At 62.6% G+C, this 13767-nt stretch carries 9 protein-coding genes; 7 read left to right on the top strand and 2 right to left on the bottom strand.

From position 1 onward, the window contains the following. Positions 1 to 390: 390 nt before the first annotated feature. On the bottom strand, positions 391 to 669 hold the full coding sequence (locus ACLH0I_RS15965) for a DUF1652 domain-containing protein (protein ID WP_003201764.1): 279 nt from the start codon (positions 667 to 669) through the stop codon (positions 391 to 393). 193 nt (positions 670 to 862) lie between these two features. Beyond that, positions 863 to 2326: an MFS transporter gene (locus tag ACLH0I_RS15960; protein WP_411384723.1), complete on the bottom strand. Its 1464-nt coding sequence runs from the start codon at positions 2324 to 2326 to the stop codon at positions 863 to 865. A gap of 131 nt (positions 2327 to 2457) precedes the next feature. On the opposite strand from ACLH0I_RS15960, the gene ACLH0I_RS15955 reads away from it, so the two are divergent. From ACLH0I_RS15955 to ACLH0I_RS15925, 7 genes are all read left to right on the top strand, one after another. Further along, positions 2458 to 3354: a LysR family transcriptional regulator gene (locus ACLH0I_RS15955; RefSeq protein WP_411384722.1), complete on the top strand. Its 897-nt coding sequence runs from the start codon at positions 2458 to 2460 to the stop codon at positions 3352 to 3354. 342 nt (positions 3355 to 3696) lie between these two features. Next, positions 3697 to 5151 carry a serralysin family metalloprotease gene (locus ACLH0I_RS15950; RefSeq protein WP_411384721.1) on the top strand — a complete coding sequence of 485 codons (1455 nt, stop codon included), beginning with the start codon at positions 3697 to 3699 and terminating at the stop codon, positions 5149 to 5151. 141 nt (positions 5152 to 5292) lie between these two features. Continuing rightward, on the top strand, positions 5293 to 5715 hold the full coding sequence (locus ACLH0I_RS15945; RefSeq protein WP_411387515.1) for an AprI/Inh family metalloprotease inhibitor: 423 nt from the start codon (positions 5293 to 5295) through the stop codon (positions 5713 to 5715). A gap of 140 nt (positions 5716 to 5855) precedes the next feature. Continuing rightward, positions 5856 to 7640 carry a type I secretion system permease/ATPase gene (locus tag ACLH0I_RS15940; RefSeq protein ID WP_411384720.1) on the top strand — a complete coding sequence of 595 codons (1785 nt, stop codon included), beginning with the start codon at positions 5856 to 5858 and terminating at the stop codon, positions 7638 to 7640. After that, positions 7637 to 8971, top strand: coding sequence for an HlyD family type I secretion periplasmic adaptor subunit (locus tag ACLH0I_RS15935; RefSeq protein ID WP_411384719.1), 1335 nt, complete (start codon positions 7637 to 7639; stop codon positions 8969 to 8971). Before ACLH0I_RS15940 ends, ACLH0I_RS15935 begins: the two co-directional genes overlap by 4 nt. Positions 8972 to 8985: 14 nt before the next feature. Further along, positions 8986 to 10335: a TolC family outer membrane protein gene (locus ACLH0I_RS15930; RefSeq protein WP_411384718.1), complete on the top strand. Its 1350-nt coding sequence runs from the start codon at positions 8986 to 8988 to the stop codon at positions 10333 to 10335. Between the two features lie 304 nt (positions 10336 to 10639). Further along, positions 10640 to 13660: an autotransporter domain-containing protein gene (locus ACLH0I_RS15925; protein WP_411387514.1), complete on the top strand. Its 3021-nt coding sequence runs from the start codon at positions 10640 to 10642 to the stop codon at positions 13658 to 13660. Positions 13661 to 13767 lie beyond the last annotated feature (107 nt).

Here is a 13767-nt window from a genome sequence, read left to right as displayed (position 1 = left end):
CGAAGCATTCTTTATCGGCGCTTGGGTGAAAGGAGGAGGGGCGAAATCTCCCACGGTCTGTACTGCGCGAACAGTCAGAATCGAGCCTTGTCCCTCCTCCTCCCTTCAAGTCCTACCATACAAGCGAGCTTGCTCGCGATGAGGCCAGCACATCCAACCTCTTCATTGACTGAGCCACCGCTATCGCGAGCAAGCTTTGCCCCTACAGATCTGATGGGTGTGCGACCTGAAGAGCCAGGTCGGCTCTCAGGCCGCCTCGCAATAGTGACCCGCTGTAAAGCGGAACCATAAGCCGCCGTTACCGCAGCAACGGTTATGTACCTCAAAAAAAACGGCGCCTTCCCAAAAAGGGAGGCGCCGCTTGTCTAGCATTAAAAAGAACCAACCCGATCAGGAAGCAAACCGCCGCAACCCAACCGGTGGCACAAAGGCTTCCAGCTCGGCCTCAACCGCCTCGATTATTCGTTCCACATCCGGCGCATTCATCACCGTCGCACAAGGGATCCCTGCAATGGCGATCATCGTCTCGCCACTGGCACGATCAAACAACCGGGCAACCATGCTGCCCGGCGCATCCATGCTCGCTTCGAATCCCATGGGATGGAAGTGCCAGCGCATCAACTGGCAAGCGTTGGGGAACGTAACCTTGCTGAAAGATCCTTTATTCATGTGTTGCCCGCCTTCTTCAATCGAGCGCTTCCTTTTGCTCATGTCAGGAAGGAAGAGCCATCTTGGCTCTACCAGTGAGAACTAAAAATAGCACCTGAAAATGAAGCTCATGTGGATTTTTTCAGTCCGTTTTGCGATTGGTTCACTTTTTTTGATCTGGATCACGACTTAAACGGCAATGCTCAGAATGCCATCACGCTTGACCGGGGGTCTCCTCAGGTTCGCCCAACCGCTCTGGCACGCGGTATTTCAGGGCGATGATCAGGGCCAGGATCGCCATGCCCAGGGCAACGGCGAAGGTCATGTGCAGACCGTTCGTCACCGCCTCGCGGCTGGCGCGGGTGATGTCATTCGTCGCCGCGGCGGCCGCAAACACCGCACCGAGTACGGAGGCTCCGGTGAAGAAACCCAGGTTGCGCGACAGGTTGAGCAGCCCCGCGACGACGCCCCGCCTTTGGGCCGCTACATCAGCCATGACCGCCGTGTTGTTGGCCGTCTGGAAAAACGCGTAGCCCAGGGTCGTTACTACAATGGCCGGGAGGTAGCCGGCGATGCCAAGGGCGGGGGGGACCAATGACAGCATCAGACAGCCGAGGATCATGGTCGCCAGGCCGGTGAGCCGCATGGGTTGCACGCCGAACCGATCAGCCAGGCGTCCGGCAGGCACCCCGGCCAGCGCCGCGACGCATGGCCCAGCCGCCAGCACGAGCCCGACGAGGGCCGCCGGCAGTCCGAGGGCGATGGACAGGTAAAAAGGCCCGACCAGCAGCGTTGCCATCATGATCGTCGCGACCAGGGCGCTCGTCGCCAGGCCCGAGACCAATGACCTGTCGCGAAATAAAGTCAACGGAATCAGCGGCGACACGGCCCGGGATTGGGCACGAATGAACAATCCGCCGCCCACGAGCGCGACCAGCAGCAGCGCAATATTCGACTCGCCAAAGGTCCCGCGCCCGGAAGTCATGGCCAAGGCATAGGCGGCGAGCGTCAACGCCAACAACACGGTGCCGGTGATGTCGAAGCGGGCCGTTCCGGCCTTTGGCGGCACCTGCCGCACCGGCAGCGCGTACCAGGCCAGCCCCAAGGTCAACAGGCCAAGGGGGAGGTTGACCAGAAACAAGGCCTGCCAGCCGAACCCGCTGATCAGCAGGCCGCCGAAGGAGGGACCCAGGGCCGTGCCCACCGCCGACAGCGTGGCCAGCAGGCCCATGGCACTGCCGGTTTTTTCCTGGGCGACCGTTTCGCCAACCAGGGCCAAGGTCAGCGTCATCATGATGGCGGCCCCCAGGCCTTGCAGCGCCCGACCTGCAATCAGCAGCCAAAGCGAAGGCGCCAGGCCGCAAAGTACCGAGGCCAAGGTGAACAAGGCGATGCCGGCCAAGAGCAGCTTGCGCCGGCCCATCAGGTCGCCCAGGCGGCCGACGCTGACGATCAGCGTGGTCATGGCGAGCAGATAGGCGAGCACCACCCATTGGACGTGCTGGAAAGAGGCATCGAGGGCCTGGGCCAGTGTCGGTAACGCCACCGCGGCCACACTGGCGCCCAGGGAGGCCAGCAGCGTCGAGAGCGCAAGGCTCGCCAAGGCCCAGCGAGGTGAAAAGGACCGGCTCGCGGGTGCGGTTGCCGGCTGGTTTGGTTGCGTGTTGATGGGGTTCATCGTGTCACCTGTCTCCGCGCGCTCAATACGGCGCTGTCACAACGTTACCGCTGGGCATAATATGGCGGAAGACGCAGCACTTGCAGGTTATAGCTGCACAGAGCGCCCTATATCCAATTCGAGATTGCGCCATGTCTTCGCCTGACCTCAATCTGCTTGTCACCCTCGATGTACTGCTCTGCGAAGGCAGCGTGGCCCGGGCCGCCCGGCGGCTGCGGCTCAGCCCGTCGGCCATGAGCCGGGCACTGGCGCGGTTGCGAGAAACCACTGGAGATCCGTTGTTGGTAAGGGCCGGGCGAGGGCTGGTGCCGACACCCCGAGCGCTGGAGTTGCGCGAACAGGTCAGTCTCTTGGTGCAACAGGCCCAGGCGGTGCTGCGTCCAGTGGCGATCCCCGACCTTGGGCGCTTGAATCGGACTTTCACGCTGCGCACCCGTGAGGGCTTCGTGGAAAACTTCGCCATCGACCTGATCGCCCGCATTCACGAACAAGCGCCCGGCGTGCGGCTGCGTTTCGTGGAAAAGACCGACCGGGACAGCACAGCGCTGCGCGAAGGGACCGTGGACCTGGAAACGGCCGTAGTGGACAAGGACACCAGCCCGGAACTGCGAACCCAGGCGTTGTTCAGCGACCGCCTGATCGGGGTGACGCGTGCCGGACACCCGTTGAGCCAGGTGGCGATGAGCGCTACCGGTTATGCAGCGGGCGGGCATATCGGGGTCTCGATGCGCGGCTTGGATCACGGCCTCATCGACCAGGCCCTGGCAGCGTTGGGCCTGTCCCGGGAAATCGTCACCAGCGTGCCAGGTTTTTCCTCGGCGTTGGGGCTGGCCCGGTCCAGCGACTTGATCGCCAGCGTGCCTGAGCGCTACACCACCAGCCTGCGGATCGGCCTGCACAGTTTTACGCTGCCGTTTCCGTTGCCGGAATTCACGATCGCCATGCTCTGGCATCCGCGAATGGACGCCGACCCGGTGCATCGCTGGCTTCGGGGCTGTCTGCGGGAAGTGTGTGCACGTAAACCTTGAGGTGACTTGGTAGGTATTAATTAATAGCACTTCGCTGGCACTTAGTTTGAAAAGTGCGATGCCGTTCGCAAATAGCGAGTTATCGATATTTAATATTTAAATATAGTTTTGTCCGACAATCCGCAGTTTCGGCAGTTGCACACGGAGACTGGCGAGGCCGAAGTCTATTGTTTAGGGGCGTTAAGGGGCAGGGCGTGAAATTGAACGAAAAAAATTGCTAGACGTTTGATTTCCAATTGTGTCAGGTTTCTTACGTCCTCATTGGGCGAGTGATAGGACGATCTCGCCAGAGATCGTCTGTCTGACTAAAACTGTTCCATTTGCAAACAAGGAAGTGTGTTTATGTCGAAAGTCAAAAACAGCGCTATCGATTCTGCCGAGCAACTGTTCTGGGCGCCGCAACTGGCCGCTCCCAGTAATGCGTTCAACCAGATCAATAGTTTCAGTCATCAATACGACCGCGGCGGTAACCTGACCGTCAACGGCAAACCGTCGTACTCCGTCGACGAGGCGGCCACCCAGTTGCTGCGCGACGGCGCGGCTTACCAGGACCGGGACGGCAGCGGCAAGATCGAGCTGACCTACACCTTCCTGACGTCAGCCTCGTCCAGCACCATGAACAAGCATGGAATCAGTGGCTTCAGCCAGTTCAGCGCCCAGCAGAAGGGCCAAGCCGCCCTGGCCATGCAATCCTGGGCGGACGTGGCCAATGTCACCTTCACCGAAAAGGCCAGCGGTGGCGATGGTCACATGACCTTCGGTAACTACAGCGGCGGCCAGGATGGCGCCGCGGCGTTCGCTTATCTGCCGGGGACTGGCGCCGGTTATGACGGGACGTCCTGGTATCTGATCAACAGCAGCTACACCCAGAACAAGAACCCGGACCTGAACAACTACGGCCGCCAGACCCTGACCCACGAAATCGGTCATACCCTCGGCCTGGCCCACCCAGGTGACTACAACGCCGGCGAAGGCAGCCCGACCTACGATGACGCCACCTATGGCCAGGACACCCGTGGCTACAGCCTCATGAGCTACTGGAGCGAAAGCAATACCGACCAGAATTTCAGCAAGGGCGGCGTCGAAGCCTACGCCTCGGGTCCGCTGATGGATGACATCGCGGCCATCCAGAAACTCTACGGTGCCAACACCACGACCCGTACCGGCGATTCGACCTACGGTTTCAACTCCAACACCGGTCGCGATTTCCTCAGTGCCTCTTCATCTTCGGACAAAGTCGTGTTTTCGGTATGGGATGCGGGCGGCCGTGACACCCTGGATTTCTCTGGCTTTACCCAAAACCAGAAGATCAATCTCAATGACGCCTCGTTCTCCGATGTTGGCGGCATGGTCGGCAACGTGTCCATCGCCCAGGGGGCAACCATCGAGAATGCCATCGGTGGCTCGGGCAGTGACTTGTTGATCGGCAACGCGGTGGCCAACGAGCTCAAGGGCAGCGCCGGCAACGATATCCTTTGGGGCGCCGGTGGTGCGGACAAGCTCTGGGGCGGCTCGGGTTCGGACACCTTCGTGTTCGCTGCCAGTTCCGATTCGCGGCCGGGGGCAACCGACCAGATCCTCGATTTCGTCAGTGGCCTGGACAAGATCGACCTGACCGGTATCACCCAGGGCGCGGGCCTGCATTTCGTCAGCGCCTTCACCGGTGCGGCGGGGGATGCGGTGCTGTCGACATCGGGTGGCAACAGCCTGCTGTCGGTGGACTTCTCCGGGCACGGCGTGGCTGACTTCCTGGTCAGCACCGTTGGCCAGGCGGCGGCCTCGGATATCGTGGCGTAATGCCGGTCCTCCTGTAGGAGCTGCCGAAGGCTGCGATCTTTTTGCTTGAGACTCAAGTGGTAAGGGAAAGATCGCAGCCTCGCTTCGCTCGACAGCTCCTACAGAATCCAGGCCAGGATGGTAGAAATGCGTAGAAGGTTCATGCCCTGTAGTGCTCAGGCGACCGCCGGGTTGCTCGCTACGCTGATGATGTTTTGTGGAGAAGTCGCCATGGCGCGCAGCCTGTTGTTAGCAGAACCCTCGCAGTTAGCCGGCCAGTGGCAGGCCGTTTTGTCGAGCCCGCAGGACACCACGCAAAGCCAGGCAATGCAGGACAAACCGTCCAACACCTGCCTGGTCGAGCTCAAGGCGGACCAGACCCTCGGTGGGCAAACCGAGTGCTTGGGACACTGGCTGGGAGATGAACCGGTTCGTTGGTTCACCGAACCCGACGGTCTATCCCTGATTGGCAGGCAAGACTCCAGGACTCACTTGGGGCTGCGCCGGGAACATCATTACCAAATGACCTTGAAGTCCGGTTTGATACTTAGGCTTGAACGAAATAAATCTCAGAAAGCGGATTAACGAATTTGTACGGTTGGGCAATCAGCGAATCACGCTTGTTCGAACAGGTGTGGATGTCGGTGTGCACTGAATGAACATTTAAAGATTGGTAAGTTGAACTAACGGCCGGTTCGCCGGCAAAGCCAACAGCAAGGAAGATCATGAATAGGGCAAGGAGCGCTGCCGCAGTGCCGCTGTTTAAAGCGCTGGGCGATTATAAAAATATTCTGATCAGTGTCGGTTGTTTTACCGCGCTGATTAACGTCCTGATGCTCGCGCCTTCGATTTATATGCTGCAAGTGTATGACCGCGGGCTGTCATCCCAGAACGAAACCACCCTGGTGATGCTGTCGCTGATGGTGGTGGGCTTCTTCGTGTTCATCGGGCTGCTGGAAATGGTCCGTAGCTTCGTGGTCATCCGCATCGGCAGCCAGTTGGAACGGCGCTTCAACCTCCAGGTGTACCGGGCCGCGTTCGAGCGCAATCTGCGCCAGGGTGAAGGCAACGCCGGGCAATCCCTGGGCGACCTTACGCATATTCGTCAATTTCTTACCGGGCCGGCGTTGTTCGCCTTCTTCGATGCGCCGTGGTTTCCCATTTACTTGCTGGTCATCTACCTGTTCAACGTGTGGCTCGGCGTGTTCGCTTCCGTCGGTACGCTGCTGCTGATCGGCTTGGCGTGCCTGAACGAGGCCATGACCAAAAAAGCCTTGGGGCAGGCCAGCGTCTACTCGCAACAGTCCAGCCAATTGGCCACCAGCCACTTGCACAACGCGGAGACGATCCAGGCCATGGGCATGCTCGGGGCGTTGCGCAGCCGCTGGTTCGCCGTGCATTCGCGCTTTCTCGGCCTGCAAAACCAGGCCAGCGACACCGGTGCGGTGATCAGTTCGCTGAGCAAGACCCTGCGCCTGTGCCTGCAATCCTTGGTGCTGGGCTTGGGCGCGCTGCTGGTGATCAAGGGTGACATGACCGCCGGGATGATGATTGCCGGGTCGATCCTGATGGGACGGGTGCTGAGCCCCATCGACCAGTTGATTGCTGTCTGGAAGCAGTGGAGCGGCGCCAAGCTGGCTTATCGCCGTCTCGATGCGCTGTTGCAGGCGTTTGCGCCCCGGGATGACGGCATGACGCTGCCAGCGCCCAAGGGCCAGGTGAGCTTCGAGCAAGTGAGCGCAGGACCGCCAGGACAACGCAACGCGACGTTGCAGCAGGTCAGCCTCAGCCTGGCCGCCGGTGAGGTGCTCGGCGTGCTGGGGGCGTCCGGTTCCGGCAAGTCGACCCTGGCCCGGGTCTTGGTCGGCGTGTGGCCAACCCTCGCCGGGACGGTGCGCCTCGACGGGGCTGACATCCATCGCTGGAATCGCGAGCAACTCGGCCCGCACATCGGCTATCTGCCCCAGGACATCGAGCTGTTCAGCGGCAGCATCGCCGAGAACATCGCTCGGTTTCGCCAAGCCGATCCGCAGAAAGTCGTCGCTGCCGCGCAACAGGCCGGGGTTCATGAACTGATCCTGCGCCTGCCCCAGGGCTACGACACGGTGCTGGGGGAGGACGGCGGTGGTTTGTCCGGCGGGCAGAAGCAACGGGTCGCCCTGGCCCGGGCGATGTACGACCGGCCGAGCCTGGTGGTGCTCGACGAGCCCAACTCCAACCTCGACACAGTGGGTGAAGCGGCGCTCGCCAGCGCCATTGTGCAGATGAAGGCCCAAGGCACCAGCGTCGTGCTGGTCACCCATCGCTCGTCGGCACTGGCCCAGGCCGACAAGTTGCTGGTGCTCGATAACGGCCGGCTACAAGCCTTCGGCCCGAGCCAGCAAGTACTGCGGGTCCTGTCCGGCCAGCCGGAGCCACAACGCAGTGCACAAGCCGGCGCGCCCCAGGCGCCCAACGGACTGAGCCTGAGTCGCCAGTACCCAGCCGCCAGCAAACCGAGCGGCGCATGAGCAAGGATCGCGAGATGAATCTCGAACACTCACAGGATGTCGAACGCCCGGAGCGCGACGCCCGTTTCTTCACCCGCATGGGCTGGGCACTGGCGCTCGTGGGCGCGGGCAGTTTTTTCACCTGGGCCAGCCTGGCGCCGTTGGACCAAGGGATTCCCGTACAAGGCACCGTGGTGGTTTCAGGCAAGCGCAAGGCCGTGCAATCGATGAGCAGCGGTGTGGTCAGCCGGATCCTGGTGCGCGAAGGCGAAGCGGTGAAGCAGGGCCAGCCGCTGTTCCGCCTGGACCAGACCCAGGCCGCCGCCGACGTGCAATCGCTGCAGGCGCAGTACCGGATGACCTGGGCCAGCCTGGCGCGCTGGCAAAGCGAGCGGGACAACCTGTTGCAAATGAGTTTCCCGACCGAACTGAGCCGCGATCCCGATCCACGCCTGGCCCTGGTGCTCGAAGGCCAGCGCCAACTGTTCAGCAGTCGCCGTGAAGCGTTCGCCCGGGAACAGGCGGCGTTGCGCGCCAGCATCGAGGGCGCCACGGCGCAACTGGCGGGCATGCGCCGGGCCCGCAGCGACCTGACTGCCCAGGCCGAATCCCTGCGCCTGCAACTGGGCAACCTGCAACCCTTGGCCGACAACGGCTACATCCCGCGCAACCGCCTGCTGGACTATCAGCGCCAGTTGTCGCAAGTGCAGCAGGAACTGGCGCAGAACAGCGGCGAAAGCGGGCGGGTGGAGCAGGGGATCGTCGAGTCGCGGCTGAAGCTGCAGCAGCACAACGAGGAATACCAGAAAGAAGTGCGCAGCCAGTTGGCCGACGCCCAGCTCAAGAGCGAAACCCTGCAACAGCAACTGAAGTCCGCCGGGTTCGAGTTGCAACACAGCGAAATCCTCGCCACCGCCGATGGCATCGCGGTGAACCTGGGGGTGCACACCGAAGGCGCGGTGGTGCGCCAGGGCGACACTTTGTTGGAAATCGTGCCCCAGGGCACGCGGCTGGAGGTGGAAGGGCACCTGCCGGTGCACCTGATCGACAAGGTTGGCCCGCATTTACCGGTGGACATCCTGTTTACCGCCTTCAACCAGAACCGCACGCCGCGAGTGCCGGGGGAAGTCAGTCTGATTTCCGCGGACCAGATGCTCGATGAAAAAACCGGCGCGCCGTATTACGTGCTGCGCAGCAGCGTTAGCGACGTGGCCATGGACAAGCTCAATGGCCTGGTGATCAAGCCCGGCATGCCGGCTGAAATGTTCGTGCGCACCGGCGAGCGCTCGTTGCTCAACTACCTGTTCAAACCGCTGCTCGACCGAGCCGGCTCTGCGTTGACCGAAGAATAAGGATGTCCGGCGGTATGAAGCGTTTTTATTGGATGGCCTTGCTGGCCTTTTCCGTGGGCAACAACGCCTGGGCCATGGGGCCGTTCGAGTTCTACGAGCAGGCCTTGCGCAATGACCCCGTCTACCTGGGCGCGATCAAGGAGCGCGATGCGGGCCTGGAGAACCGCGCTATTGGCCGTGCCGGGCTGTTGCCGCATTTGGGTTACAGCTACAACAAGGGTCGCAACCAATCCAAGGTCACGTACCTCAATGACCGTGGTGCCAGTCAGCACGACGATCGCAACTACAGCAGCTACGGCTCCAGCCTGACGCTGCAGCAACCCTTGCTGGACTATGAGGCGTACGCGGCTTACCGAAAGGGCGTGGCCCAGGCGCTGTTCGCCGACGAAAGCTTTCGGGAAAAGAGCCAGGCGCTGTTGGTGCGGGTGCTGAGCCAGTACACCCAGGCCTTGTTCGCCCAGGACCAGATCGACATCGCCCAGGCCAAGAAAAAGGCATTCGAGCAACAGTTCCAGCAGAACGAACAGCTGTTTCGCCAGGGTGAAGGCACCCGCACCGACATCCTCGAGGCGCAGGCGCGCTATGAACTGGCAATCGCCGAGGAAATCGAGGCGCGGGACGAGCAGGATGCCGCCTTGCGTGAACTCGGCTCGTTGATTGGCGTCCCGTCCCTGGACATCGGCGACCTGGCGCCCTTGCACGACACCTTCCAGGTCTTTGCCTTGCAACCGGCCAGTTTCGACACTTGGCATGAGCTGGCGGTGAGCAATAACCCCAGCCTGGCGTCCCAACGCCAGGCGGTGGACGTGGCGCGCTTCGAGGTGGAACGCAACCGTGCCGGGCACCTGCCCAAGGTCAATGCCTACGCGACGATGCGCCAGAATGAATCGGAAAGCGGCAACACCTATAACCAGCGCTACGACACCAACACCATCGGCCTGGAAGTCAGTGTGCCGCTGTATGCCGGCGGCGGGGTCTCGGCGTCGACCCGCCAGGCCAGCCGCAACATGGAACAAGCCGAATATGAGCTGGAGGCCAAGACCCGCGAGACGCTGATCGAGCTGCGACGGCAGTTCAGCGCCTGCGTGTCAGGGGTGAACAAACTGCGGGCCTACCAGAAAGCCCTGAGCTCCGCCGAAGCGCTGGTGGTCTCGACCCGGCAAAGCATCCTTGGCGGCGAGCGTGTCAACCTCGACGCGCTCAACGCCGAGCAGCAGCTCTACACCACCCGCCGCGACCTAGCCCAGGCCCGCTACGACTACCTCATGGCCTGGACCAAGCTGCACTACTACGCCGGCACCCTCGGTGCGCAGGATTTGGCGAAGGTGGACGAGGCGTTTGTGTCCCCCGTGGACGCTCGATGACAGCGAGGACGCCTTTGTGGCGAGGGAGCTTGCTCCCGCTCGAGTGCGAAGCGCTCGCAGGCATTTAGGGGCTGCTGCGCAGCCCAGCGGGAGCAAGCTCCCTCGCCACAAAAGCTGGGCAAGCCACAGAAGCTGGGGCAAGCCACAAAAGCCATGGCAGCCACAAAAGCCATGGCAAGCCACAAAGCCAGGAACACCACAGGATTTTTGCAACAACTAAGGATGGTTCGTGATGAAAATCGAAAACAAAAAACAACCCAGACCGACAGGTCGCGTGTATCTGCTCAAGACCCTCAACCGCGCCATGCTCTGCGCACTGGCGACCTTGGGCACGGCCCAGGCGGCGCCTTATGTCGAGGGCGGCAGGGCGGGTGAGCCGGACAGCTGGCGCAGCAGCGAGTTCGACGCCGAATGGGGCCTGGGTGCGATCAACGCGCAGCAGGCCTACGCCGCCGGGTACACCGGCAAGGGCGTCAAGCTGGGGATCTTTGACCAGCCGGTCTATGCGGCGCACCCCGAGTTCTCCGGTACTGACAAGGTCGTGACCTTGGTCACCAGCGGCATCCGCGAATACACCGATCCCTACATCCCGGTGAAAGCCGGCGATTCGTTCCGCTACGACGGCTCGCCGACCGTCGGCTCCGACGGCAAGCTGGGCTCCCATGGCACCCACGTCGGTGGGATCGCCGCCGGCAGTCGCGATGGCGGCCCGATGCACGGCGTGGCGTTCGATGCGCAGATCATCAGCGCCGACAACGGCGACCCGGGCCCCGAGGATGGCATCATCCGGGGCAATGATGGCGCGGTGTACAAGGCGGGCTGGGACGCGTTGATCGCCAGCGGCGCACGGATCATCAACAACAGCTGGGGCATTGGTATCACCGATCGCTTCGACCAGGGCGGTCGCGATCCGGCGTTCCCGCACTTCACCGTGCAGGATGCGCAACTGCAATTCGATCAGATCCAGCCGTTGTTGGGCACCAAGCCCGGCGGTGCCTACGAAGGGGCCATCGCCGCGGCTCGCAGCGGGATCGTGACGATTTTCGCCGCCGGCAACGACTACAACCTCAATAACCCCGATGCCATCGCAGGCCTGGCGTATTTCGTCCCGGACATCGCGCCGAACTGGCTCACCGTGGCGGCGCTGCAAGTCAACCCGGACACCGCCAGCCCCGATCCGTACACCATCAGTACCTTCTCGTCGCGCTGCGGCTACACCGCCAGTTTCTGCGTGTCGGCACCGGGCACCCGGGTCTACAGCGCGGTGATCGGCGGCACCCGTGCCGACGACCTGACCGTGGGCTACGCCAACAAGAGTGGCACCTCCATGGCCGCGCCCCATGTCGCCGGCAGCGTGGCGGTGTTGATGGAGCGTTTCCCCTACATGACCGGTGCCCAGGTCGCCAGCGTGCTGCGCACCACCGCCACCGACATGGGCGCGCCGGGCGTCGATTCGTTGTATGGCTGGGGCATGATCAACCTGGGCAAGGCCATCGACGGCCCATCGATGCTGGTGACCGAACAGGACATTCCCGAGGAGTTTCGCATCGACGGCGCCTACGGTTCAGCTCAGTTCGTGGCGGACCTGCCGGGCATCGGCGCGATCATCGATGCCGGAAAACCCACGGAGCGGGTGTGCAGCGGCATCCAATGTGGCCTGGACGTTTGGCGCAACGACATCGCCGGTCACGGCGGGTTGACCAAGGAAGGCATCGGCACCCTGGTGCTCACCGGTGAAAACACCTACAGCGGGCCGACCCTGGTCAATCAAGGACGATTGGCGATCAATGGTTCGCTGGCATCGGCCGTGACGGTCAACGACGGCGGCATCCTCGGCGGCAATGGCCGGATCGCCAGCCTGACCGCCAACCGCGGCGGCAGCGTGGCGCCGGGCAACTCCATCGGCACCTTGCAGGTGGCCGGCGACGTGACGTTCCAACCCGGTTCGAACTACGCGGTGGAAGTCTCGCCCAGTTCCAGCGACCTGATCGTGGCTGGCGGCAAGGCGTCCATTGACGGGGCGACGGTGTCGCTGTCCCTGGAGAACAGCCCGACGCTGCTCACGGCCGGCGAAGTGAAAAGCCTGCTGGGTAGACAGTTCAACATCCTGCAGGCTGCCGGTGGCATTGATGGGCGTTTTGCCGAGGTGTTACCCAACTACGCCTTCCTGGGGGGCGACCTGGCGTACGGCGCCAGCGGTATCCAACTGGCGGTCCAGCGTAACGACGCGTCATTTGCCAGCCTCGGCCTGACGCCCAACCAGCGCTCCGTGGCCACTGCCGCCGAGCAATTGGGCGCGGGCAACGGGCTGTACGAGGCGCTGTTGCTGGCGCCCAATGCCGCTGTGGCACAACAGGCGTTCCAGCAGTTGTCCGGCGAAATCCACCCGGCCATCGGCACGCAATTGATCAACGACAGCCGCCATTTGCGTGACGCCGTGGGCGATCGCCTGCGCCAGGACGCCCTCTACGACGCCGGTACACCGACCGATGCCAGCAGCAATGCCTGGTTCAAGGTGCTGGGCGCCTGGGGCAAGAACGAGGGTGGGCATGATAGCGCCGGCACGACCAGTTCCATCGGCGGCTTGCTGGCCGGTGTCGATGGCCTGATCAGTGAGCAGACGCGACTGGGTTTCGTCACCGGCTACAGCGACAGTTCGCTGGGCATGGGCGACGGCACCCATTCCTCGGCCAAGGCTGACAGCTATCACCTGGGTGTCTATCTGGGGCATGAGATCGATGCGCTGCGCCTGACCGTCGGCGGCGCCCACAGCTGGCACCGCATCGACGTCAAGCGCGACCTGCAATGGGGCGACGTCAGTGGCCGGGAGAAAACCAAGCGTGATGCGCGGACCTCCCAACTCTTCACTGAAGCGGCGTATCGCCTCGACGTGCAACCGGTAGCCCTGGAACCGTTCGCCAACCTGGCCTATGTGCACCTGGACAGCGACAGCTTCCATGAGAAAGGTGACAACGCGGCCCTGCACGGTGGTGATGACCGGCGCGATGCCGTGCTTTCGACCCTGGGCGTGCGGGCCAGCCACACCCTGGCGCTGTTGGATCAACGGCAACTGCAACTGTCCGGTTCCCTCGGCTGGCAGCACAACCTGAGCAGCACCACGTCCGAACAGGATTTGGCCTTTACCGGCAGCAGCAACACCTTCGCGGTGCAGAGCGTGTCCATGGACCGCAACGCCGCCGTGATCGGCGCCCGTGCCGGGCTCGCCGTCGCCAAGGATGTGCGGGTCAACCTGGACTACAACGGCCTGCTCGGCGCGCGGGATAAAACCCATGGCGTGGGCTTGACCCTGGATTGGCAGTTCTGACCAAGAGAAGGCGTTGAACAGGCACTTCTGCAGAGGGAAGGTCTGAACAGGTCTTCTGTGGCGAGGGAGCTTGCTCCCGCTGGGGTGCGAAGCACCCCCAAACAGGC

This window comes from Pseudomonas sp. MPB03, from assembly GCF_046605385.1.
GTDB lineage: Bacteria > Pseudomonadota > Gammaproteobacteria > Pseudomonadales > Pseudomonadaceae > Aquipseudomonas > Aquipseudomonas zanjanensis.
Note: the sequence above shows the minus strand (reverse complement) of the source record. Positions and strands in the feature narration are given on the sequence as shown.

What these genes read in the sequence shown, in the direction of transcription:
- ACLH0I_RS15965 (WP_003201764.1), bottom strand. Translation starts at nt 669, where the DNA reads ATGAATAAAGGATCTTTCAGCAAGGTTACGTTCCCCAACGCTTGCCAG.
- ACLH0I_RS15960 (WP_411384723.1), bottom strand. Translation starts at nt 2,326, where the DNA reads ATGAACCCCATCAACACGCAACCAAACCAGCCGGCAACCGCACCCGCG.
- ACLH0I_RS15955 (WP_411384722.1), top strand. Translation starts at nt 2,458, where the DNA reads ATGTCTTCGCCTGACCTCAATCTGCTTGTCACCCTCGATGTACTGCTC.
- ACLH0I_RS15950 (WP_411384721.1), top strand. Translation starts at nt 3,697, where the DNA reads ATGTCGAAAGTCAAAAACAGCGCTATCGATTCTGCCGAGCAACTGTTC.
- ACLH0I_RS15945 (WP_411387515.1), top strand. Translation starts at nt 5,293, where the DNA reads ATGCCCTGTAGTGCTCAGGCGACCGCCGGGTTGCTCGCTACGCTGATG.
- ACLH0I_RS15940 (WP_411384720.1), top strand. Translation starts at nt 5,856, where the DNA reads ATGAATAGGGCAAGGAGCGCTGCCGCAGTGCCGCTGTTTAAAGCGCTG.
- ACLH0I_RS15935 (WP_411384719.1), top strand. Translation starts at nt 7,637, where the DNA reads ATGAGCAAGGATCGCGAGATGAATCTCGAACACTCACAGGATGTCGAA.
- ACLH0I_RS15930 (WP_411384718.1), top strand. Translation starts at nt 8,986, where the DNA reads ATGAAGCGTTTTTATTGGATGGCCTTGCTGGCCTTTTCCGTGGGCAAC.
- ACLH0I_RS15925 (WP_411387514.1), top strand. Translation starts at nt 10,640, where the DNA reads ATGCTCTGCGCACTGGCGACCTTGGGCACGGCCCAGGCGGCGCCTTAT.